This window comes from Synechocystis sp. IPPAS B-1465 (assembly GCF_003015225.1).
Classification (GTDB): Bacteria; Cyanobacteriota; Cyanobacteriia; order Cyanobacteriales; family Microcystaceae; genus Synechocystis.
Genome location: NZ_CP028094.1, coordinates 3517292 through 3538473, shown reverse-complemented (window position 1 = coordinate 3538473; position 21182 = coordinate 3517292). Strand labels below are relative to the sequence as shown.

Below are 21182 nucleotides of genomic sequence, written 5' to 3'. Positions count from 1 at the left end.
TCAATGGAAACAAAATTAACCACAGTGGGGGTAATTGGTGGTGGACAGTTGGCCTGGATGATGGCCCAGGAAGCCCCCCGATTGGGATTAAAACTTGCAGTGCAAACCCCTGGGGAAAGTGATCCGGCCGTGGCATTGGCGGACAAAGTGGTATTGACGGCGATCGCCGATGGGGAAGGAACTAGGGAGTTAGCAGAGCACTGTGGGGTGATCACCTTTGAAAATGAATTTGTCGATCTGCCCAGCCTGGAAAAGTTAGCCCAACAAGGAATTACTTTTCATCCCCGCCTCGATGCCCTCGCTCCTTTGTTGGATAAATGGGAACAACGCCATTTTTTGCAAAACCTCGGTTTACCCGTACCGGATTTTTGGGCTTTGGAATCGTTGCCCGCCCAATTGCCCGATTTTCCCTGGGTGTTAAAGGCCCGTCGCCATGGCTATGATGGCCAAGGAACCCAAATTATTAATTCCCCAGCGGATTTACCAGATTTAAGTAAAGCTCCCCCCGGTAGTTGGATGGTGGAGAGTTTTGTCCCCTACGAAAGGGAATTGGCCGTTATCGGTGTCCGCAATGCCAGGGGAGAAATGGAAATTTACCCAGTGGTGGAAACCAAGCAAATTGACCAGGTTTGTCGTTGGGTGGTGGCCCCTGCCCCCATTGATGCCGCCATTGCCGCCACGGCCCAGGATTACTGCCGTCGCATTCTCAACCATTTAGATTACGTGGGTATTTTGGCGATCGAGTTTTTTCTATTACCAGCATCTACCCAAACCCCTACCCCGGAGCAAAGGTTACTGGTAAACGAGTTGGCCCCCCGCACCCATAACTCTGGCCATTTCAGCTTAGATGCTTGCCACACTTCCCAATTTGCTCTGCAACTGCAGGCGGTAACTGGGCAAACATTGGGTTCATCGGCTTTGCGTTGCGGCCAAGCGGTGATGGTGAATTTATTGGGCTACGAAGTATCTACAGGGGATTATCAGCAACAGTTGGATAAACTAGCCGCTCTGCCCCATAGCCACGTCCATTGGTACGGCAAAGGAGACTGTCGTCCCGGTCGGAAGCTGGGCCATGTGACTTTGTTAAACCCTGATGTTGAATCGGAACCTTCCACTGCCTGGGCTGAAGATTTGGTGAAACAAGTAGAGGCGATTTGGTATCCGGATTAAGTGAAGGAGAAACAGATTAGAGAACTACACTGCAAAAATGGCTAGAATCTGCCAACACCCAAGCGTAGTTGGGAGCTTTCTAGTAACTGCTGTTCCTCCATTTCCGTTAGTTGTCCTTCAAATTGGTCGGAACGGATTTCGTAGGGACTATAGTCTCCCTCGGCATCGATATCCCCTTCTCCCCCCACGCCTCCCAGCCAAAGGGCACTATCCTTGGGCAAAATACCGGCCAAATCCGCCGCACTGCCTTCCGATTGGGGCAAGGGATTAAGATTTTCTTCGGTCATCATTTGGGCTTGGGCTGGCCACACTGAACTAACGGCGATCGCCATTAGCCCTAAGGTTATGGTAGTTTTTCGTGCGACGGTAATCATATTTTGCTCCTAGGATCTCAACTCGGTGCTTTGGTGTTATTGATTTTCACTCCCCACCAGGGCCTTAGTTAGTCCCTAGTATTTAGTATGGACGATTTGCGAACTGGATTTCTAGGGGTTGGCACAAAACTTATTCAACTGCTACTAATCCCTATTCAACCCCATGGTGTTGGTAAAACAAATTCACTGCTTCGGCTAAATTGTCCACAATAAAATCCGGTTGATAACGTTCCAATTGTTCCCGGTTACGAATGCCAGACAAAACAGCGATCGCCGGCAGATTGCCCCGCTGGGCCGCCAAAATATCCGCTTCGGTGTCCCCCACCATCCACACACTATCCGCCGGAGGTAATTCCGCTAGGGCCCGTTCCATCAACCGGGGTTTATCGTTAGTGTCGCCGGTTTTGACATAATCATTAGCCAAACAATAACGGCGATCAATGGGAAAAAAATGGTTAAAGTGATTGCGGTCTAGGGCTTCTTGCAGTTCACTTTCCCGCCGCATGGTCATTAGCACCAGATCAATGCCTCGGTCTTTGATGTCCTGTAATATTTCCTCCACTCCAGCCAGGGGCTGGTCATAGGGTAAATAGGGCTGGCTATGGACGGTGCGATTGCGGATAGCGACAAATTCTTCCGTTTGCTCCTTAGTTAAGCCAGAGTCCAGACCAATCTGTGCCTTGGGCACCTTACTCCGTTTCCTTTGCCAAAATTCTGCTTTACTCAATACATTAAGATCTTGTCCAGGCAATTTAACCTGCTCAAGACAGTACTGATAGACCTGATAGTACCGATCAGAAACATCCATAATCGGGCCATCACAGTCGGTAATCAGTCTCAGCATGGGGAAGAAAGAAAAAGCAACAGTCCAAATTTTAACCGTAATTTGTTCCACAGTCCCGAGCTTCTGCACCATATTAGCCACAGCAAAAACCCCGACAGTCCAAAGTTCATATCCCTGGCGATCGGGGTCTAACTAGTTGGCAATTGTTCAAAGAACTAGAATTTCCGAGTAATGGAGGAAAAACTAGGGCAGTGAGGACTTAACCGCGCATTTTCTGGGCCCAAACTTTGGTGGGTAAGCCCCAAATATAGATAAAGCCTTCCGCCGCCTTATGGTCGAATTGGTCTTCCATGCCGTAGGTGGCCAATTCCGCATCATAGATGGAGTAATCGGATTTACGACCGGCAACGTTGGCATTGCCCTTGAAGAATTTCACCCGCACCATGCCCGTAACCCGTTCCTGGGTTTTGACAATAAAAGCATCCAGGGCTTCTTTGAGGGGGCTGTACCATAATCCCCGGTAAATTAACTGACTATAAATTTCTTCGACGGTGTTTTTATAGTGGGTAACATCGGCGGTTTGGGTCAAACTTTCCAGATCCCGGTGGGCATCAATTAAAACTAGCAAAGCCGGAGCTTCGTAAATCTCGCGGGATTTAATCCCCACCACCCGGTTCTCCACCATATCCAAACGGCCTACCCCGTGGTTCCCCGCAATTTCGTTCAGGCGTTCCACCAGGGTAACGGGGTCTAGCATCACCCCATTCAAACTAACGGGAATACCTTTTTCAAAGCCGATGTCCACATATTCCGGTTCATCTGGGGTGTCGGCGATCGCCTTGGTCATCAGATAAATTTCTTCCGTGGGCTCGGTCATGGGGTCTTCCAGAGGCCCCGCTTCAATGCTACGGCCGAGAATGTTGCGGTCAATGCTGTAGGGGGAAGACTTTTTCACGGGGGATTCTACGCCATACCGTTCCCCATAGGCGATGGTTTCTTCCCGGCTCATTTTCCATTCCCGGGCTGGGGCCAACACCTTCAAATTGGGGTTTAGGGCCATAATGCTGATATCGAACCGCACTTGGTCATTGCCCTTACCAGTACAACCATGGGCCACCGCATCGGCACCGTATTTTTCCGCCGCTTCCACCAGCATTTTGGCAATTAAGGGCCGGGCTAGGGCTGTGGAGAGGGGATAACGGTTTTCGTAGAGAGCATTGGCCTGGATAGAACGAAAAGCATACTCCTTAACGAATTCTTCCTTGCCGTCAATAACCAAGGATTCTACCGCACCACACCGCAGGGCTTTTTCCTGGATCGGCCCCAGTTCATCCCCCTGGCCCAAATCCGCCGCGAGGGTAATAACTTCCTCAACGCCCCATTCGTGCATCAAATAGGGAATACAAACCGATGTATCTACCCCACCGGAATAGGCGAGAACGACTTTCTTGGCGCGACCCATACTGCTTTTACCTGAAGAACTGGTTCAATGTGCCATTCTAGCAGTAATGTCTTGGTCAGAATTGTTTGTTTTAACACTGCCGAAATCCTTTGCCTCGGCTATCTGTCAGGGGTTTTGCCTAGCCCGTTGAATCTCACACCCCATCGAATGTCAAGCTTTCCAGATAGAGCGTATCAAAACTGAGATCGACTCCGTTTGACCATTCCACGGACCCAGAAGCAACCTTTGCAGAGCTAATTTTTACTATGGCTGAGCACTACCCGATAATGGGCTTTGCCGCTTTCTAGATGGGCGATCGCCTCGTTGATCTGATCAAAGCTAAATTGTTCCACCACGGGTTTAATGTCATGGCGCACAGCAAAGTCCAACATGGTGGCAATGGTGGCGGGACTACCCACTGGGGAGGCAGAAACGGAGCGTTGTCCCATCAAAAGGGGAAAAAGATTTAGATCCAAAGGCTCCAACACCACCCCAACAAAGTGGAAATGTCCCTGGGGCGCCAGGGTGCTGATGTATAAGTTCCAGTCAAGCTTCAGGTTCACAGTGGAGATAATATAGTCAAATTTGCCTTCCGCACTGGCGATCGCCTCTGGATTGGTGGAATCTAGTATGTGGTGAGCGCCCAATTCCAACACTTCCGTTTGCTTCCTGGCACTGGAGGTAAAGGCAGTCACTTCACAGCCCCAGGCCCGGAGAAATTGCACCGCTAAATGGCCCAAGCCCCCAATGCCGATCACTGCCACTTTTGCAGTGGGCTTTAAACTCAGTTCCACCATAGGACTGAAAACGGTAATTCCTCCACAGAAAAGGGGCCCGGCACTGGCTAGGTCAATGCCTTTAGGTAATTTCACCACGCTGACTCCCTTGGCCCGAACCCGATCGCCAAAGCCACCGTAGTGGCCCACAATGGTCGATTCCGCCGTGGCACAAAGGTTGTGGTAGCCAGATAAACAACTATGGCAGGTCATGCAGTAGCCCGAATGCCAACCCAGCCCCACTAAATCCCCCACCTCAACATGGTTCACCCCTTCGCCCATGGCGGCCACAGTACCCACCACCTCATGACCCGGCACTAGGGGGTAATTGGAAATGCCCCATTCGTTATTAATCATGGACAAATCACTGTGGCACACCCCACAATACTGCACCTCAATCTCCACCTCATTAGCACCCAGGGCACCGGGGTCGTATTCAAAGGGTTGGAGTTTTCCGTTGGCTTCCAGGGCAGCGTAGGCTTTAATCATGGGTAATAGAGTTTATTAGTTTTATCCAGATGGGATCTAACGGAGGTGTGGAGGTTGGGGCGTCACCGAATAACCCAAATTGTAATGGATTGACCAGCCATGGAGCCAATGTTGTATTGACGGTTACCCCAACTTTCAAGATTGAACCCAACTGCTACCATGGAGCCTAGTAATCACCAATTATTTTCAGTAAAGTTTTATGAGTGACTTAATTGTTATCGGCTACGATGATGAATACAAGGCAGAGGAAGTACGCCTTGCCCTGGCCAAGCTACAAGTAGAGCATTTGATCGAAATGGAAGATGCCGCCGTTGTGGTCAAAGACGAAAAGGGCAAAGTCAAGCTCAAGCAAGCCATTAATCTCACCAGTTCCGGCGCCGTTAGTGGCGGCTTTTGGGGTTTATTGATCGGTATTTTATTTTTCAATCCCCTGTTGGGAGCTGCGGTGGGAGCTGCCAGTGGTGCCTTGGCCGGTGCCCTCAGTGACATTGGTGTAGATGACAATTTTATGCGGGAACTGGGGGAAACCATGTGCCCCGGTAGTTCGGCCCTATTTGTCCTAGTCAAAAAAGTTACCCCCGATAAGGTTTTGGCCGATGTGAGCAAATACGGCGGTAAAGTGCTGAGAACTTCCCTTTCCCAGGATGAGGAGTCTCAGTTACAGGCAGTGCTCGATCGCCATGGTTTATTGGATGGCGTCCCAGCGGCGGAATAGGTCTGGTTTATGCCAGCGCTTTGAGAATAGAAGTTTTGCCATGACCCATCTTGTTCGAGCTCGGTGGGTTTTTTATTATTTAATTGATCGTTAGGATCATTGCGATTTAAGTGGATTGACTGAAAAATTATGGTCAATATTTTCAGAATTTGGGCGATCGCCGCCAATGGTTTTCGGGAAGTTATTCGGGACCGAATTCTTTATGTGATCGGATTTTTCGCCATTTTAATGGCCTTAGCCCTGCGGATCCTGCCAGAAATTTCCGTTGGGGCGGATGGCAAAATTTTCCTCGACCTCGGTTTAGCGGCCACTTCCCTGTTGGGGGCGATCGTGGCGATTTTTGTCGGTACAGGTTTGATTAACAAAGAAATTGATAAGCGCACGGTGTTGGTGCTCATTCCCAAGCCCCTCAGCCGCAGTGAGTTTATTATCGGCAAACATCTGGGATTATCGGGGGTGCTGACTGCCATGTTGGTGATTATGACCAGCATTTACTTGGTCATGTTGGCCTGGGCCAAAATCCCCTTTTCCCCCACTGCCATTCTCATTTCCCAAGCTTTTCTGTTATTAGAATTAGCAGTTCTCACGGCGATCGCCATTTTATTTGGGGTATTCACCAGTTCAATTTTGGCCACCCTGCTCAGTTTTGGGGTGTATTTTATGGGGCATATCAGTCGTGATTTGCTTAAATTGGGGGAAATTACCAAAAATGCCAACATCGAAACCCTGACCAAATATCTCTACCTGGTATTGCCTAACCTGGAGAGATTTAACCTGAAAAATGAGGCGGTGTATGGAATTCTGCCCGCCAGCGGTGAACTTTGGGCGAACCTTCTCTATGGCATTCTCTACATCGTGCTGATGCTGACCCTGGCAAATCTGATTTTTGCCCGCAGACAGTTCTAGACGTTTTTTAAATCTTCGAGATTTTTTCGTCAAAGACCTTGGCAATTTCTCTGATATGCCGGAGGTCAGAACCACAACAGGCCCCAAAAACATTGGCTGAAGGGACTTTTTGTTTCAGCGTCCAATAGGAGTGGGCCAATTCCACCGGGTTACCAATGTCGAGAAAATTTGCTTGATCTAACTGGGCATGACTACGACGGGAAGGGTTACAGCGAAAACCCCCCAAGCGACTCAGCCAAGCTTCTTCTCTGATTACGGCACGGAAGTGGTCGGGATGGGCGCAATTAACCATAAAGTATGCCGCTCCCTGATTGGTAGCTTCATCAACAATGGCGATCGCCTCCGACAGGGCCGTCCCCGTAGGCAAGCGACCGTCCGTTTCCACTGTGAAAGAAATGGAGACGGGTAAGGAAAATTCTTGGCTAGCCCGGACAATACCGATCGCCTCATTAACGCTAGTCAGGGTAAATGCTCCCAATAGATCGACTCCGGCCTCCGCTAACCAGCTAATTTGTTGCCGGTGATAGACTTGGGCTGCCTCCGCATTGCTGAAATGTTCGCCACCATAGGCATCTCCACAGGGACCAATCAAACCATTAATTAGCAAGGGCTGGATCTCGTTAACATAAGCCTGTTTTAGTGCCCTGGCAAATTCCACCGCTCGAAAATTAGCCTGCCGAATTTCTTCCAGGCTCACCCCCAACTCTTCCGCAAAAAATGGTTGAGCCCGCCAAGTGGGTGCGTCGATCAAAAAGCCAAATTGCTTTTCTTTGGCCAAATCTAAGAAACCATGGAAGTAGTTCTTTAACGCTTCCCGTCCCAGGGGATCGGACAGTAGGGTATGGGCAGCAAAGGCAGGTAGATCAAAACCTCGGTTGAAGATCATTTCCGTTTCCAGGCCACCGTCCAAGAGAAAAATTTGCTCACATTGGTGGGGAAGATTGGTCATTTTGACAGCTAATTTATCGTTAGCAATTATGGTTTTTACGAGGAAGGGGGAGGGAGAGAGCGTCGAGCTTTCATGGCCGCAAGGGTTGCTTCCACCGCCTGTTGTTCCTCCCACTGCTCAAATTTTTTATCTAGCGGGGATGGGGGAGGGTTGAGCAATTCCCGTTCCGCTTCCAACTCCAGGATTTTGGTTTCAATTCTCTCAAATAAACTACTGGCACTGGCATTGTCCAAATTGCCCGCAATCTCTTCAATTTTTTGGGCGGCGATCGCCGATTTTAAGCGGGCGAGGTAAAGATTTTTCTGACTTTTCAGCTCCAGATATTTGCGCTCCAGCTTTTGTAATTGTCCCCGCACCTGTTCCACCAGGGCCCGTTGTTCCCCGAGGGATTTACCTAGGGCTTCCGTATGACTCTGATAGGACTGTCTTTGCCCAAGGGCCTCCCTAGCCAATTGCTCATTACCCCTATCCAGGGCAGCCTGAGCCTTTTCGTACCAGCGTTGGGCAATTAACTGCTGAGCATCTCTCTGTCGTTCCGTACTTTTAAAAGTAGCAATGGTTTGGGCCAAGGCCCGCCGCAATTCGATCAGCTCCAACTCCATCTCGCCCAATAGACGTTCGAGGAGATCCTCCGGCGCTTCCTGTTGCTGTTGCCAATGGGTTAACTGGGATTTCAACACCCGTCCAACCCGATTAAAAAGTTCCATGACAAAGAGGGCCAACCCTAATAGGGAGCCTGGTTAAGGCTTTCCAATTCCTGCACTAACTGTTGGGTGGCGGGGTTAGTTTCCCGCTCACTAGCGCTTCCTCCCTGATTATAAGTTCTTGTCACTTGATGAAAGTTTTTTTGATTGGGAGATTGACTACTGGCAACGGCACTGGGGGCAGATCCACTGGGCAACTGTTGATACATTTGCGACTCCACAGTGGCTCCACCGGCAGAGGAGGAACTAGGGGCAGCACTAACCTGATTACCGTAATCGGCCCTGGCCACTGGCGGTGGGGAAACAATCCCATTACCAATGCCCGTATTTATCGGCGGCGGAGGGGGAGGGGGTAAAGGAGGGGTGGGGGCCTGACGGATAGGTTGAATGGCAATGGTGGGCAGTGGCTGCCCTGAAGGCACGGATTGGGGAGGGGTAATGGCACCGGGAACGGCGGCTGTGTAACCAGGAGCATTTAAATAGGGGCTGTAGCCGGCCATGGGCACTGGCTGGGCCTGGGGAACCATTGCGGCGGGAGGGTTACTTGGCACATTCTGACTGGCGATCGCCTGGGGAGCAGAAGGAGCCGTAGGTTGAGGATCTCGTACCACAGCCATTTCGCTGAGCTTTTGTAGATTGAGTCCAGGGCCAGCATCGGCCACTGGAGGTAAGCCAGGAGGAATGGGGGGCAAACCGTCAAAATGGGCGATCGCCATCGTCGGTCCCGGCGATCGAGCCGTCAAACCATAAATTGTTAACAGTCCATTGGCCACCACCAACATCAACAACCCCGCCAAACTCCAAGGGGTAAATAAACGGGTAAGAACTTCTTCCGCAGGATGGGTGCCCTGTACCTCTTCTTGGGGGACTGGGCGGTCAATAAAATTAAACTCAAAACTTCCTGTTGCTTCTAGGGGCGGCTCTAGGGCGGCCAAGCTAGACTCCCCTGGGTCATAGCTCACCCTAGGGCCAGTTTCCTCCTCGGCCATTAGCTCTGCTTGAATGTAGTCAGACTCACTGGCAGCGAAAGAGGATTTATCAAGGGCGGAGTAGTCAGTCATGGCGAGGCCACCAAGCAACGGCGGTTTATTCAGGTTAGGGCAAAGTCAAACAAGCTTAGAACTATGGAGGTGTGAGTCTGAGCGATATTCTAGCCCAGGGATGGTCCCAATTGGCATCCCTAACAATGACCAGGAGTTAATTGACCTAGTTCCTAGGTATGATTCACCCTTGACTGTTATAAACCTCTAGCCAGCAGAGCGGCAGTGAAGGGAATTAGGGCCAATCCAACCAATTCTCCCCGAATCAACCACCGCAATACAGACACTTTGCCTTCCTCCAGCACGGGAGCCTGGCGATCGCGTAGGGCTTTAATCCACATCAAAAACGAGAAAGTGGGATAGAGGGAAAGTAACCCCACCACGATGAATAGTCCCACTTTGGCAAAGAAAATATGATGACTCAGGTAATAATCCGTGCCTTTGCCAAAATACATCACCCGCAAAATTCCCGTAACCAAGACGGCCGTGGCGGACAGCCCATAAACGGCATCGGCAATGACCAATCGCCAGGACTCCTCCAGATTAGGGTCTTTTTTCAAAGTCAGGGCCTCCGTAACCAATGCCCCAAAGGCAACCATAAAACTGAGGTAATGAATATACGCAACGGTGGCACTAATCCACATAAGTTAACAAGACCAAAATAGTTTAGCTTTTGAAGATTGTTGGCCAAAAATTGAAAATTATCAAACCCACCAGGGTTTCTCTCCCGTGCGGGGATCCAGGTCTGTCCAAGGGGAAATGAAAATTTGATCATCTACCACGGCCACCTGCACTATTTTCAAGGGCAAAGGAGCGGGCCCCCGGGCCACAGAGCCGTCGGGATGGTAGCGGGAACCATGGCAGGGACATTGAAATTCTTGATCATTGCCATTCCAGGGAAAAGTACAACCCAGGTGGGTACAACTATCAACAATGCCGATACTGTCGAGGCTACCGTCCTCTTTAACAATCAAATAGGTGGGATCACCAGCCAAACCAGCCACTAAAGCCCTGGTGCCGGGAGCTTCCGCCAAAATTTGGGAAGCAGGGATGGGGTTACCCAAAACATCCTTGGCAATAATGCCTCCTCCGGCTCCACCTTTTTCAGCCGGGGGCACAAAGAATTTCCCCATGGCGTAGGCTCCTGCACTGGCGGTGACAGCAACGGTGGTGCCAGCTAAAAAGTTGAGTAATTGACGACGGGAATAGGAAGGGGGGGCGATCGCCTGTGTGTTATCCATGATTAAATTAGTGCTAAATAGGGTGAGAAAAGAACAAAACAATGTGAGCAGTAACAGTCAAAATACGGATCTATTTGGTGCTAATGCCGAGCAATTTATACAGCCCACAAAAGCCAAAAGTAGCGGAAAATAGCATCAATCCGCCTCCGGCAGTAAGTCCAAGTCCCAGGCTAGTGCCGGAGTAGAAAAAAAGACCAAGATAGAGCAGAGCTGAAGCAATAACTAAGCGAATCAAACGATCAATGGAACCCATGTTAGTAGCCATGATTATAATCTCCGTATGGGGGATGGAAAAATTTCTTCCTAAGATTAATTGAAATCCTTACGCAATTAAGTAAAGGATAAAATATTGAAACTATTCTTCTTGTCTTTACTTTTTTTATTATAACAATAAATTTTTGTTAAGGGGGTAATTTAACTATGCACAAAGGAAGATTTCGTCGGATTCATTAATCAAGCTTTGGCAATTGCTTCCCCTGCCGCTTGCCAGCCAGTAAAACTAGGAGAAAATGCCAGAACATTTTCGTAGCCTAAAAGGTTTAAAGCCATCATCGCCATGGCGGAACGGTAGCCAGTGGAACAGTAAAAAATAACCTTTCTGTCTGGGGGAATCTGTGCCAGATTATGGCTTAAAGTCCGCAAGGGAATATTGATTGCTCCGGGAATATGTCCAGCTTGATATTCCTTAACTTCCCTCACATCCACTAAGGTAGTTTTTGCATCATCTAATCGTTTTTTCAGGGCTGCCGGTGTACGAATAGCATAATAATTGGCAGGGATAGAATCTAAAAAGCTATCGATCGCCAAATCCATTGTTTGAGTCTGGGGATTGAGCTCTGAATTCAGCAAGGGAGGAGAACCTGCCGCCAGGGTCGGCGGGGAAAAAAACCCCATTAAGCAAAGAGAAAAAACGAGAACAGTAAGGTAGCGGAAAACAATTGATGCCATGGAAATGGAATAATTAAATTCGATTGTGGTTTACTTTTGTCCCAATAGCTGAATTAGGGCGGCTTTCCCTTGATGGTAAGCTCCCTCATCTAAATTTCGTTCCAAATTGTTGGCAATTAGCCAATTCAAACTCGGCAATTCACTCTGCAACGTTTCCAACTTAGGCAATAGATCTAAATCCTTTGGGCCACCGGTGTTGTATTGTAATTGTTCTGGAGCAAAACCTTCTAAAATAAACACTCCACCAGGTTTTAAGCCTTGATAAACTTTGGGATAAAGTTGTTGTCTTAAACTAGAAGGTAAATGGCAAAAAATGGAAACAATGCCTTCCCAGGCATCCGCGACAATGTCAAAATCGGCTAAATTACTCTGGACAGTGGTAATTTTTACACCTTTTTCCTGGGCTAATTGTTTTGCTTTGGCTAAACCGACCGAAGATTGATCCACCGCGGTCACTTCATAACCCAAACTTGCTAAAAAACAAGCATTACGACCTTCTCCTTCTGCTAAACAAAGAATTTTTCCCTGGGGAATTTGATTGGCCACACTGACCAAAAAATCATTCGGTTCTGTACCGTAAACATATTCTGACTGGCTAAATCTTTCATCCCACATAGTTTTTTCCCATATTTTTCTTCATATTCCTTTAATAAAGCCAAGGAATCAGCTTTTTCACCTGGTCTCGATAATTGCCATAGTCGTTAAATTTATCTTGGAGCCAAATTTCTTCCCGATTAGCTTTGAGATTAAAAAATATAAATAACACCACTGCTCCGATTAAATGGGTCAAACTCCATTGCCAAAAGCCATAGGCGATCGCCAGAAAAACCACGCCGCCGTAGAGGGGATGACGGACCATGCTGTAAATACCAGTGGTGACCAATTGACTATCCTTTTTAGGATGGGGCAAGGGAGTCAGATTTTCCCCTAAATGCAGACCCCCCCCAATCAGCAAAACTGCCGCAATCATGCCAAAAAACAGAGTACCAGCCCAGGCAATCCACTGATTTTGTTCAGCTAGTAACTGTAAATTAGTAGGAGTATAAACCGGTAACAGTACAAATCCAACGGAGAGAATTGTTTGCCCAAGTACCCAATATTCCCCTTTTTTGCCTTGCCACCAATCAGTGGAAAAACCCCAGTCCCTAAATTGATTCATTACATTTCACCCTAGAAATAGACTTAAACTTTACTGGCTTAACTTTAACCTTGGACCATAAAAGGCACCCCATTGCGAGAGTGCCCTTGATTAACCAAATGAAACGAAGTCTAACCGAAAGCAGTTATGGCAATGGCACTAGCCTTCAATGGCGGGGGCGTTCAGGGCCACCATTTGGGCATCACCGGAAGCTAAATCCAAGGGGAAATTGTGAACGTTGCGTTCGTGCATCACCTCAAAACCAATGTTGGCACGGTTAATCACATCGGCCCAGGTGCTCACGGGACGGCCTTGGGCATCCAGAATGGATTGGTTGAAGTTAAAACCGTTGAGGTTGAAAGCGAAACAACAAACTGCCAAAGCGGCAAACCAGATGCCTACCACTGGCCAAGCTCCCAGAAAGAAGTGGAGAGCCCGACTATTGTTAAAGGAAGCATATTGGAAAATTAAGCGACCAAAGTAACCGTGGGCAGCAACGATGTTGTAGGTTTCTTCCTCTTGACCAAATTTGTAACCTTGATTTTGGGATTCAACTTCTGTAGTTTCTCGAATTAAGGAAGAAGTAACCAAGGAACCGTGCATAGCGGCAAACAAAGCCCCACCAAACACCCCAGCTACCCCTAACATGTGGAAAGGATGCATCAATACGTTATGTTCCGCTTGCAGCACCAACATGAAGTTAAAAGTACCACTGATGCCTAGGGGTAAACCATCGGAGAAAGAGCCTTGACCAATGGAATAGATTAACAAAGTAGCAGTGGCAGCGGCGACGGGGGCGCTATAGGCAACACAGATCCAAGGACGCATTCCTAGACGGTAAGACAATTCCCATTGACGACCGAGATAACAAAAAATCCCAATTAAAAAGTGAAAAACAATCAATTGGTAAGGGCCACCATTGTAAAGCCATTCATCGAGGCTATGGGCTTCCCAAATGGGGTAAAAGTGCAAGCCAATGGCATTGGAACTGGGCACTACGGCGGCAGTGATGATATTGTTACCGTACAGTAAAGAACCAGCAATGGGCTCCCGAATGCCATCAATATCCACCGGGGGAGCGGCGATGAAAGCGATAATAAAACAGGTGGTAGCGGTTAACAAAGTGGGGATCATCAACACCCCAAACCAGCCGATGTAAAGGCGATTAGAAGTGCTAGTAATCCAACAACAGAACCGTGACCACAGGCTTTGTTCCTGTAATCCTAATTGGGTAGTAGTCATAGCGAATAATTACGAAGTAAGATTTTGGGTTTAAGCTTGGATTTGATTTTGCTTGTTATTTTGGTGATAAACTATCAGCTAAATCCAACTCAACCAGATAGATAAAGGGGGATTAATAATGCGAGATAATTATTGGCATTGATTAACTTCCCTTGAATTTCAGATTAATAATATTTCTTTAAAAAAACAAGATGGTTTCTCAGATTGCAGTTGGTTTCCAAAGGTAAAAAAAAGATTTTAATAGGAAAAAATAAATCATTAAAAAATAAAAATTTTTCTCGTAAATGCCAGATCAAGCCATTTTTCCCCGATCGCCCCATTGGCCAAAGGAACAAAATACTGCCTGGTTGTGGCCCCATGGAGCCCAGGAGTTACCTGGTAAGAATCAGAGTTTAAGCGGGACATAGCCTGATATCGTTAAGGCTGGCAGGCACAATCTCGATTCTTTGGTGTCCTATGACCCCATCCCCGGTCCTCAATCTCCTTGTCAGTAACGATGACGGCATTTTTTCCCAAGGGGTACGTACCTTGGCCAACACCCTAGTCGCCGCAGGCCATGAAGTCACAGTGGTCTGTCCTGACCGGGAAAGATCCGCCACCGGCCATGGTCTGACCCTCCATCGACCCATTCGAGCGGGCATTGTGGAGGATGTTTTTGATCCTCGCATCAAGGCTTGGTCCTGTTCCGGTACCCCCGCTGACTGTGTGAAGTTTGCCCTCCATGCGGTGATGCCCCGTTATCCGGATTTTGTCCTTTCCGGAGTTAACCACGGTGCTAACCTCGGCACTGATGTTTTATATTCCGGTACAGTTTCCGCCGCCATGGAAGGGTTGATCGAGGGCATTCCTAGCATTGCTTTGAGTTTGGTCAGTTTTACCGCCACCGATTTTCAGCCCGCCGCCGACTTTGCCAATTGCTTTGTCCAACACCTCTGGCGATCGCCATTGACGGAACCGACCTTATTTAGCATCAATATTCCAGCGGTACCAGCGGAGCAGATTGCCGGAGTTAGACTCACCCGCCAGGGACTGCAACGCTATAGCGAAACCTTTGAAGAAAGGTATGATCCCCGGGGAAAACGCTACTACTGGCTAGCGGGGGAAAGGGTAAAAGAAATTCCCCAACCAGACTATCTCCGTCTCAACCGCCGCATTCCCACTGATGTCCAGGCTAGCCAAGATAACTTCATCACCATTACCCCATTGCAATATAATCTTACGGATATCAACGGAGTTAACATTATTGAAAAAACTAATTGGCTAGATCATCTAAACTTTGATTGAGTTCTCTTCTTAAATATCTGCTTCTTCCGTGATACTCTTAATACTCAATAACATTATTAAGTTATATGTCTGCTTATCTGTTTAATCAAGAAAATGAACCGGATGAAAGCGATAGCATAACGCTCTACGATGAAGCGGGGCGGCCTTTAGATTGCTACGTGGAAAACTCCCTCGAACAAGAGGACGCTCAATACTTATTATTGATGCCCGTTGACATCCCGGTGGTAATTATTGCCTGGGAAGAAGATGACGATGAAACAGAAGATGCTGAGGCAATTTTACTAGAGGACCAAGAAGAAATTAGTGGCATTTTTGCAGATGCTAAGGCCGTACTGGCAGAATTAGATTTGTCGTTGAAGTACACTGCCTACACCCTCACCGTCAGTGGTGAACTGCCCCCCATTGAAGATGAAGATATTCTCACCCTGGAAATTGAAGGGAACGATCCGGCTGGGGAAATGGAAGAGGAAGAATTGCAATTCCTGGCTAGTTTTTACCACGAGGAAGAACGCTATAGCATTTACACTCCCCTAGCGCCTTTATTATTTCTTGCTAAAGCCATTAGTGAAACACAAATTGAGTTGGTGCACCCCGACAATGATGAACTCAAACATATTCTAGAAGAGCTTTTATTTGAAGATGCGGACTAACCATTTGGCGATCAATGCAAGGGGAAAAAGCAGGGGGGTCTTGGGGGAGTTAGAATAGAAGACTGAGCATTTTGACCCAAGGCAGACCATGGCGGAAACGTACCTCTTAGACAAACTAGCTTCTGTGGAGCAGACCTATCAGGAATTGACTAGGATGCTGGCGGATCCGGACATTGCCACCAACCCCGATGAATTGCAACGGGTAGCCAAAGCCCGCTCGTCCTTGGAAGAAACAGTTGATACCTACGAGACTTGGAAAAGAAGCCAGGAAGATTTAAAAGGGGCCCGACAAATTGTCAAAGAATCTGGCAATGACCCAGAAATGCGGGAAATGGCCCAGTTGGAAGTGGAGGAACTGGAAAATGCCATTGGGGAGTTGGAAAAGCGCCTAACTATCCTCCTTCTGCCCAAGGACCCCAACGATGAGAAAAATATTATGTTGGAAATCCGCGCCGGCACCGGGGGAGATGAGGCTAGTATCTGGGCTGGAGATTTAGTACGTATGTACACCAGGTATGCCGAAAGTCAGGGTTGGAAAGTGAGTCTGCTGAGTGAGTCCTTAGCAGATATGGGAGGCTTTAAGGAAGCCATTCTGGAAGTTAAAGGGGACCGGGTTTACAGCCAGTTGAAATTTGAAGCAGGGGTGCATCGGGTGCAACGGGTGCCGGTGACGGAGGCTGGGGGTCGGGTGCATACCTCCACGGCTACGGTGGCCATCATGCCGGAAGTGGATGATGTGGAAGTAAAAATTGATCCCAAAGACATTGAAATGAGTACGGCTCGCTCCGGTGGAGCCGGTGGACAGAACGTTAACAAGGTGGAAACGGCGGTGGATCTGTTCCATAAACCCACAGGTATTCGGATTTTTTGCACCGAAGAACGTTCCCAACTCCAAAACCGTGAACGGGCGATGCAAATTCTCCGGGCCAAGCTCTATGACATGATGCTCCAAGAACAAAATGATGCCATCAGTTCCAATCGGCGATCGCAGGTGGGTACGGGTTCCCGTTCGGAGAAAATCCGCACCTATAACTACAAAGATAATCGAGTTACCGACCACCGCTTGGGACGCAACTTTGATTTAAACACGGCTCTGGAAGGGGAAATTCACACTATCATCGAGTCTTGCATTTCCCAGGATCAACAGGAGAGACTGGCGGAATTGGCGGAAGCTACCAACAATTAATCAAAGATCAAAGTGAAGTAGTTCTTTGGAGCTATTTAACTACCAACTGGGACAAGGTGAATATCCCCCAACAGACAATCTTGACTAGCACCGGTGACTAGGGGGACATTACCTGGAAATTGCTCCTGGAAACGCCAATAGGCCAGCACCGCAAAGGCGATCGCCTCTTTGAAATCGCTGTTCAGACCAACATCGTCGGTGCGCTGAATTTTTGTGTTGGAGCCTAAGTGATATTGGAGCCGCTCCCTCAGATAGAGGTTATGGGCACCACCGCCACACAGTAACAGGCGATCGGGCAGTTGGGGTAAAAATCTTTGGTATTCAGTCACTACAGAGCGGGCCGTAAATTCTGTCAGAGTGGTCAAAAAATCGGTTTCATTCAAGCCATGGCGCTGGGCTTCTATCCAACAGTTATCGAGGTACAACGCCCCAAACAATTCCCGCCCGGTGGATTTAGGCGGATATTGCTCGAAAAAGGGTTCTTGTAACCATTGGTCTACCAGTTCTTGGCGGGGCTTACCCTGGGCCGCCCATTGTCCCCCCTGATCATAGGTTTTTTCTCCCTGGGTAAATTTTTGCACTGCCAGGTCAACTAGGACGTTGGCGGGCCCCGTATCCCAGCCACAAATTTTTTCCTGCCAATTTGTCTGACTGCGGGGAGGGAGATAGGTCACATTACCAATGCCACCTAAATTCTGCACACAGCGGTGTTCATTTTGATGGCTCAACAGGCAGACATCGATTTTAGAAACTAATGGTGCTCCCTGGCCCCCTGCGGCAATGTCCGCCGCCCGAAAATTACTCACCGTGGTAATGCCTGTCAAATTGGCGATCGCCTCTCCCCGGCCCAACTGCCAACTGTAACCGAGGGAAAAGGCTTTCTCTGGATTGGGGGGACGGTGGAAAATAGTTTGGCCATGGGAACCAATGAGATCCGCTGGGGGCAAAGATTGTTGAATTTGCTGGGCCGCCTGGGCAAATTCCTTGGCAATACTGTCATCCAAAAAGGCGATCGCCTCCGGACTAACGGGAGTTCCTGCACACAAAGCTAAAATCTCCTGGCGCAATGCATCGGGGTAAGGGTAGGTTTCCCCCCGCAACAAATCAACCTTGAGGTCTAATCCAGACCCACTAATGTCGACTAAACAGGCATCAATGCCATCCACGGAAGTGCCACTAATTAAACCAATGCAATACAATGTCCTGCCCCTAAATGTTTGGATGGTCGGAATTAATCAACTTTTATTTTATTTTTCTTTGCCTGGGTTTCTGCTCCGAGAGTAGCTATGGTGTTGGGAGTTTTTCCAGATTGCCCGATCTCACCCATCCTTCTGTGCCTCCAGACAGCCTCAACTTAGACCATTCCCCCTGGGTTGCCAGCACCACCACTTCGTCATTGTAGTTGATCGTAGCAAGGGAATCAGACTCCCGATCTGGCTCGGTACGAACATTCAAGCCTCCATTCCAAATTACCTTGGCTTTATAGGCCCCAGAGGGAAGTTCCTCTGTGGGGGAAGGGGAAGGACTTGGTGACGGTGATGCTTGGGGCGATTCTGTCCCTGTGGGGGAAGGCTGGTCATCTTGGGGCTGACTTTGTTCTTCGGGAAATAAAGGCTTTTCCGGACTGGCCGCAAAACGATTAAAAACCAGATAACCGGCTAGGGAAATTCCCCCCACAAACAAGGTTACCCCCAAAATAAAGCCGATGAAAAACTGTAACAGCCCAGACAAACCTTTCATACTGGTCAACACATTTACGTAACAATGCTGAGTTATCTTAGCGAATCGCTAATCGTTTCTGACGTAATTCCCGCTTTTGTATCGATGGATTCGGAACAGATTAGGTTCCTTTGTCAATGGTTCAATCGGCGTAACTATAGGGATCAGCCGGAGTTGGCACCACTTCCACCGACTGAGCTTCCACCACAACCTGACGCTTTTCTGCCCCTTGTCTGCCCTGATCCGCTGAGCTGGGTAAGGTTGCGGCCACCATTTGTCCTTGGATGGTTAGCCAAGTATCGGGGGGATATTGACTACGGGAACCTTCTAAACGGACCGTCAAAGCCACAGGATAAGCGTCCACTGCACAGCAAGTCAGAATGAAGCGGCTAATGAGGAGGTAGTTATCTGGCAAGTATTCAGGGTGAACGACAAAGCCAGTTACATCAACCTTTTGGCCGGCGTAAACGTCAGGCTCTGGATAGGCGCTGATGGTGCGGACCCAGTCCACTAGGGTGCGATCCTCCGGCTTAATCTGGGAGGCAAAGCTGGATATCTGGGTTTGGGTGGGGGGCAAAGTCATACTAATGCCCCGTTGGATGGCCAATTGACTGCTGAAAACGGACGGAGTAATAAAAAGCCCCATCACAGCGGTAACTAACAACAGGGCAGTGCCCAGTCCTAGGGGTAAAACCGTTACGTGGGTCACACTGTCTTGGTTACCATTGCCACTGCGGCGGGCTCTCTTTAACCAACGTCTGCCGGTTTGAAACAATCGCAGGCCGCCCAAAAACAATAGGACGAACCCCGTCACTGTCACCAACCCAAAATAGTTGGGATGAATGAGTAAACCCAATTCCCCAGAAAAAGAGTACTTGAGCATCAAAATCCCCCAGGCAAGAATGCCCAGGCCGTCCAATTGATCCAGGACAGACCGGAGGGGGGCAAACTTTTGGCTCAGGGATTTTACTGCTTTAACGGGAGCGGTCATGGCTATGGTGCGAGGAAAGAAACTGGCCCTAGATTACCGTGCCGTCGGCGATCGTGACATTTTTAATCACTACTACGATGCCATTGCGGATGTAAAAACCTAACTCTTCCCGGTTAGCCTCCTGGACATTTTCCTTGTTGACAATCATGACGTTTTTGCCGATGCGGGCATTTTTGTCGATGATGGCTCGGCGGATAGTGGTGCCGGAACCTATGCCAGCGGCAATTTCCCCCCGGGCTTTGAGGGTGTCTCGTTCTGATGAAGATTCGTAGAAATCATTGCCCATCACCAAAGTATCCTCAATGGTGCAATCAGATTCAATGCGACTGCGAATGCCTAAAACTGAGTGGTGGATGCGACATTGCTTAATCATGCAACCTTCCCCGATCATGGATTCCGTCACGGTGGAATTCAACATTTTGGTGGGGGGAAGATAACGACCCCTGGTATAGATGGGGGCTTTTTCGTTATAAAAACTAAAGTCGGGACTAGGTTGTTTGGTCAGGGCTAAATTAGCCTCATAGAAGGCTTCAATGGTACCAATGTCTTCCCAATAGTCATCAAAGAGATAGGCTTGCAGATTGTGATCACTGGCTGAATCAGGAATGATTTCTTTGCCAAAGTCCGTTGCCCCTTCATATTTTTCCAGGAGGTTGTGCAATACTTCCTTCTTGAAAACGTAAATGCCCATGGAGGCAATGTAAGGATTAAGCTTAGCCTTCTCCGCACTTAGGCCCAAAACGCTGGTGTCCACCTGCATGGCCCGGAGGGCTTCCCCCTGGGGCTTTTCAGAAAAGTCAGTAATTCTGCCCTGGGCGTCGATTTTCATTAAGCCCAGCTCGGGTGCCTTTCTGTCATCCACGGGCACAACGGAAAGGGTTATGTCGGCATTGGTTTCCCGGTGTCTTTTAACAAATTGGGCGTAATCCATGCGGTAGAGATGGTCGCCGGACAGAATAAGATATTCATCTACGTCCCATTCCCTAAACAACCAGAGGTATTGCCGTACCGCATCAGCAGTGCCCTGAAACCAATCAGGATTATCTTTGGTTTGTTGGGCGGCGAGGACTTCCACAAATCCTTCTTGGAAGCCGGAAAAATTATAGGCCCGGCTGATGTGACGGTTAAGGGAGGCGGAATTAAACTGGGTAAGGACGTAAATTTTAACGATTTCTGAGTTGATGCAATTACTGACGGGAATATCGATGAGGCGATACTTTCCGGCCAAGGGAACTGCGGGTTTGGCTCTGAGTTTGGTTAAAGGATAGAGGCGGGTCCCGGCCCCACCGCCCAGGATAATCGCTAAGACACGTTTCACAAGCAGACCTCTCGATTGCCAACAACACACTTCGAAGTCAAGTTTAGAACCGAGGGGGACATCTGGAAAGGGAATCTGGACGGAAATTCCGGCTAACCAGCGGGTTTTAATGCCCCA

Annotated in this window: 25 protein-coding genes; 6 read left to right on the top strand and 19 right to left on the bottom strand. The window is 48.6% G+C overall.

Annotated elements, in window-relative coordinates:
• Positions 1–3: 3 nt before the first annotated feature.
• The gene (gene purK, locus C7I86_RS16495; RefSeq protein ID WP_010874324.1) at positions 4–1170 is read left to right on the top strand and encodes a 5-(carboxyamino)imidazole ribonucleotide synthase; all 1167 of its coding nucleotides are present in this window, start codon (positions 4–6) and stop codon (positions 1168–1170) included.
• A gap of 41 nt (positions 1171–1211) precedes the next feature.
• On the opposite strand, the gene C7I86_RS16490 is transcribed toward purK, so the two are convergent.
• From C7I86_RS16490 to C7I86_RS16475, 4 genes are all read right to left on the bottom strand, one after another.
• On the bottom strand, positions 1212–1544 hold the full coding sequence (locus C7I86_RS16490) for a hypothetical protein (protein ID WP_010874323.1): 333 nt from the start codon (positions 1542–1544) through the stop codon (positions 1212–1214).
• A 151-nt stretch (positions 1545–1695) separates the two neighbouring features.
• On the bottom strand, positions 1696–2460 hold the full coding sequence (locus C7I86_RS16485; RefSeq protein WP_199303625.1) for an HAD family hydrolase: 765 nt from the start codon (positions 2458–2460) through the stop codon (positions 1696–1698).
• 127 nt (positions 2461–2587) lie between these two features.
• Positions 2588–3790 (bottom strand): argininosuccinate synthase, encoded by a 1203-nt coding sequence (gene argG / locus C7I86_RS16480; RefSeq protein WP_010874321.1) that lies wholly within the window; start codon positions 3788–3790, stop codon positions 2588–2590.
• 233 nt (positions 3791–4023) lie between these two features.
• Positions 4024–5034: an NAD(P)-dependent alcohol dehydrogenase gene (locus C7I86_RS16475; protein ID WP_010874320.1), complete on the bottom strand. Its 1011-nt coding sequence runs from the start codon at positions 5032–5034 to the stop codon at positions 4024–4026.
• Positions 5035–5233: 199 nt separating this feature from the next.
• Between C7I86_RS16475 and C7I86_RS16470 the strand changes: the two genes are divergently transcribed.
• Positions 5234–5749, top strand: coding sequence for a DUF1269 domain-containing protein (locus C7I86_RS16470; RefSeq protein WP_010874319.1), 516 nt, complete (start codon positions 5234–5236; stop codon positions 5747–5749).
• A 129-nt stretch (positions 5750–5878) separates the two neighbouring features.
• The gene (locus C7I86_RS16465) at positions 5879–6655 is read left to right on the top strand and encodes an ABC transporter permease (protein ID WP_010874318.1); all 777 of its coding nucleotides are present in this window, start codon (positions 5879–5881) and stop codon (positions 6653–6655) included.
• Between the two features lie 7 nt (positions 6656–6662).
• Here the strand turns inward: C7I86_RS16465 and C7I86_RS16460 are convergent, their stop codons facing one another.
• The 11 genes from C7I86_RS16460 to C7I86_RS18790 form a co-directional block, all read right to left on the bottom strand.
• Positions 6663–7604, bottom strand: coding sequence for a homocysteine S-methyltransferase family protein (locus C7I86_RS16460; protein ID WP_020861876.1), 942 nt, complete (start codon positions 7602–7604; stop codon positions 6663–6665).
• A 35-nt stretch (positions 7605–7639) separates the two neighbouring features.
• On the bottom strand, positions 7640–8311 hold the full coding sequence (locus C7I86_RS16455; protein ID WP_010874316.1) for a PspA/IM30 family protein: 672 nt from the start codon (positions 8309–8311) through the stop codon (positions 7640–7642).
• Between the two features lie 17 nt (positions 8312–8328).
• The gene (locus C7I86_RS16450; RefSeq protein ID WP_010874315.1) at positions 8329–9369 is read right to left on the bottom strand and encodes a hypothetical protein; all 1041 of its coding nucleotides are present in this window, start codon (positions 9367–9369) and stop codon (positions 8329–8331) included.
• A 176-nt stretch (positions 9370–9545) separates the two neighbouring features.
• Positions 9546–9992, bottom strand: coding sequence for a DUF2214 family protein (locus C7I86_RS16445; protein WP_010874314.1), 447 nt, complete (start codon positions 9990–9992; stop codon positions 9546–9548).
• Between the two features lie 60 nt (positions 9993–10052).
• The gene (gene petC, locus C7I86_RS16440; protein WP_010874313.1) at positions 10053–10589 is read right to left on the bottom strand and encodes a cytochrome b6-f complex iron-sulfur subunit; all 537 of its coding nucleotides are present in this window, start codon (positions 10587–10589) and stop codon (positions 10053–10055) included.
• 70 nt (positions 10590–10659) lie between these two features.
• Positions 10660–10854 (bottom strand): DUF2892 domain-containing protein, encoded by a 195-nt coding sequence (locus C7I86_RS16435; protein ID WP_020861878.1) that lies wholly within the window; start codon positions 10852–10854, stop codon positions 10660–10662.
• Between the two features lie 188 nt (positions 10855–11042).
• Complete coding sequence (locus tag C7I86_RS16430) at positions 11043–11537, bottom strand: rhodanese-like domain-containing protein (protein ID WP_010874312.1); 495 nt, start codon at positions 11535–11537, stop codon at positions 11043–11045.
• A 30-nt stretch (positions 11538–11567) separates the two neighbouring features.
• Positions 11568–12152, bottom strand: a complete 585-nt coding sequence (locus C7I86_RS16425) for a cyclopropane-fatty-acyl-phospholipid synthase family protein (protein WP_010874311.1) — start codon at positions 12150–12152, stop codon at positions 11568–11570.
• Positions 12153–12183: 31 nt separating this feature from the next.
• Positions 12184–12696, bottom strand: coding sequence for an isoprenylcysteine carboxylmethyltransferase family protein (locus C7I86_RS16420; RefSeq protein WP_010874310.1), 513 nt, complete (start codon positions 12694–12696; stop codon positions 12184–12186).
• 138 nt (positions 12697–12834) lie between these two features.
• The gene (gene psbA / locus C7I86_RS16415; protein WP_010874309.1) at positions 12835–13917 is read right to left on the bottom strand and encodes a photosystem II q(b) protein; all 1083 of its coding nucleotides are present in this window, start codon (positions 13915–13917) and stop codon (positions 12835–12837) included.
• A 258-nt stretch (positions 13918–14175) separates the two neighbouring features.
• Positions 14176–14322 (bottom strand): hypothetical protein, encoded by a 147-nt coding sequence (locus C7I86_RS18790; RefSeq protein WP_158299087.1) that lies wholly within the window; start codon positions 14320–14322, stop codon positions 14176–14178.
• Between the two features lie 51 nt (positions 14323–14373).
• Between C7I86_RS18790 and surE the strand changes: the two genes are divergently transcribed.
• The 3 genes from surE to prfA all read left to right on the top strand — a co-directional run bounded on the left by surE (position 14374) and on the right by prfA (position 17037).
• Positions 14374–15201: a 5'/3'-nucleotidase SurE gene (gene surE / locus C7I86_RS16405; protein ID WP_010874308.1), complete on the top strand. Its 828-nt coding sequence runs from the start codon at positions 14374–14376 to the stop codon at positions 15199–15201.
• A gap of 65 nt (positions 15202–15266) precedes the next feature.
• Positions 15267–15851: a DUF3727 domain-containing protein gene (locus C7I86_RS16400; protein WP_010874307.1), complete on the top strand. Its 585-nt coding sequence runs from the start codon at positions 15267–15269 to the stop codon at positions 15849–15851.
• A gap of 88 nt (positions 15852–15939) precedes the next feature.
• Positions 15940–17037, top strand: a complete 1098-nt coding sequence (gene prfA, locus C7I86_RS16395; RefSeq protein WP_010874306.1) for a peptide chain release factor 1 — start codon at positions 15940–15942, stop codon at positions 17035–17037.
• A gap of 35 nt (positions 17038–17072) precedes the next feature.
• On the opposite strand, the gene C7I86_RS16390 is transcribed toward prfA, so the two are convergent.
• The 4 genes from C7I86_RS16390 to C7I86_RS16375 all read right to left on the bottom strand — a co-directional run bounded on the left by C7I86_RS16390 (position 17073) and on the right by C7I86_RS16375 (position 21095).
• Complete coding sequence (locus tag C7I86_RS16390) at positions 17073–18236, bottom strand: anhydro-N-acetylmuramic acid kinase (RefSeq protein ID WP_020861882.1); 1164 nt, start codon at positions 18234–18236, stop codon at positions 17073–17075.
• An 85-nt stretch (positions 18237–18321) separates the two neighbouring features.
• Positions 18322–18777, bottom strand: coding sequence for an SH3 domain-containing protein (locus tag C7I86_RS16385; protein ID WP_020861883.1), 456 nt, complete (start codon positions 18775–18777; stop codon positions 18322–18324).
• 121 nt (positions 18778–18898) lie between these two features.
• Entirely contained in the window at positions 18899–19747 is an 849-nt protein-coding gene (locus C7I86_RS16380; protein ID WP_010874303.1) for a TIGR03943 family protein, read from the bottom strand.
• 28 nt (positions 19748–19775) lie between these two features.
• Positions 19776–21095: a glucose-1-phosphate adenylyltransferase gene (locus tag C7I86_RS16375; protein WP_010874302.1), complete on the bottom strand. Its 1320-nt coding sequence runs from the start codon at positions 21093–21095 to the stop codon at positions 19776–19778.
• Positions 21096–21182 lie beyond the last annotated feature (87 nt).

Bases quoted from the DNA above. Each gene is read 5' to 3' on its own strand.
- C7I86_RS16465 (WP_010874318.1), top strand. From the start codon at position 5,879: ATGGTCAATATTTTCAGAATTTGGGCGATCGCCGCCAATGGTTTTCGG.
- C7I86_RS16455 (WP_010874316.1), bottom strand. From the start codon at position 8,311: ATGGAACTTTTTAATCGGGTTGGACGGGTGTTGAAATCCCAGTTAACC.
- C7I86_RS16450 (WP_010874315.1), bottom strand. From the start codon at position 9,369: ATGACTGACTACTCCGCCCTTGATAAATCCTCTTTCGCTGCCAGTGAG.
- C7I86_RS16475 (WP_010874320.1), bottom strand. From the start codon at position 5,034: ATGATTAAAGCCTACGCTGCCCTGGAAGCCAACGGAAAACTCCAACCC.
- C7I86_RS16380 (WP_010874303.1), bottom strand. From the start codon at position 19,747: ATGACCGCTCCCGTTAAAGCAGTAAAATCCCTGAGCCAAAAGTTTGCC.
- C7I86_RS16445 (WP_010874314.1), bottom strand. From the start codon at position 9,992: ATGTGGATTAGTGCCACCGTTGCGTATATTCATTACCTCAGTTTTATG.
- C7I86_RS18790 (WP_158299087.1), bottom strand. From the start codon at position 14,322: ATGTCCCGCTTAAACTCTGATTCTTACCAGGTAACTCCTGGGCTCCAT.
- surE (WP_010874308.1), top strand. From the start codon at position 14,374: ATGACCCCATCCCCGGTCCTCAATCTCCTTGTCAGTAACGATGACGGC.
- prfA (WP_010874306.1), top strand. From the start codon at position 15,940: ATGGCGGAAACGTACCTCTTAGACAAACTAGCTTCTGTGGAGCAGACC.
- C7I86_RS16435 (WP_020861878.1), bottom strand. From the start codon at position 10,854: ATGGCTACTAACATGGGTTCCATTGATCGTTTGATTCGCTTAGTTATT.
- C7I86_RS16460 (WP_020861876.1), bottom strand. From the start codon at position 7,604: ATGACCAATCTTCCCCACCAATGTGAGCAAATTTTTCTCTTGGACGGT.
- C7I86_RS16490 (WP_010874323.1), bottom strand. From the start codon at position 1,544: ATGATTACCGTCGCACGAAAAACTACCATAACCTTAGGGCTAATGGCG.
- C7I86_RS16430 (WP_010874312.1), bottom strand. From the start codon at position 11,537: ATGGCATCAATTGTTTTCCGCTACCTTACTGTTCTCGTTTTTTCTCTT.
- argG (WP_010874321.1), bottom strand. From the start codon at position 3,790: ATGGGTCGCGCCAAGAAAGTCGTTCTCGCCTATTCCGGTGGGGTAGAT.
- psbA (WP_010874309.1), bottom strand. From the start codon at position 13,917: ATGACTACTACCCAATTAGGATTACAGGAACAAAGCCTGTGGTCACGG.
- C7I86_RS16385 (WP_020861883.1), bottom strand. From the start codon at position 18,777: ATGAAAGGTTTGTCTGGGCTGTTACAGTTTTTCATCGGCTTTATTTTG.
- purK (WP_010874324.1), top strand. From the start codon at position 4: ATGGAAACAAAATTAACCACAGTGGGGGTAATTGGTGGTGGACAGTTG.
- C7I86_RS16400 (WP_010874307.1), top strand. From the start codon at position 15,267: ATGTCTGCTTATCTGTTTAATCAAGAAAATGAACCGGATGAAAGCGAT.
- petC (WP_010874313.1), bottom strand. From the start codon at position 10,589: ATGGATAACACACAGGCGATCGCCCCCCCTTCCTATTCCCGTCGTCAA.
- C7I86_RS16425 (WP_010874311.1), bottom strand. From the start codon at position 12,152: ATGTGGGATGAAAGATTTAGCCAGTCAGAATATGTTTACGGTACAGAA.
- C7I86_RS16420 (WP_010874310.1), bottom strand. From the start codon at position 12,696: ATGAATCAATTTAGGGACTGGGGTTTTTCCACTGATTGGTGGCAAGGC.
- C7I86_RS16470 (WP_010874319.1), top strand. From the start codon at position 5,234: ATGAGTGACTTAATTGTTATCGGCTACGATGATGAATACAAGGCAGAG.
- C7I86_RS16485 (WP_199303625.1), bottom strand. From the start codon at position 2,460: ATGGTGCAGAAGCTCGGGACTGTGGAACAAATTACGGTTAAAATTTGG.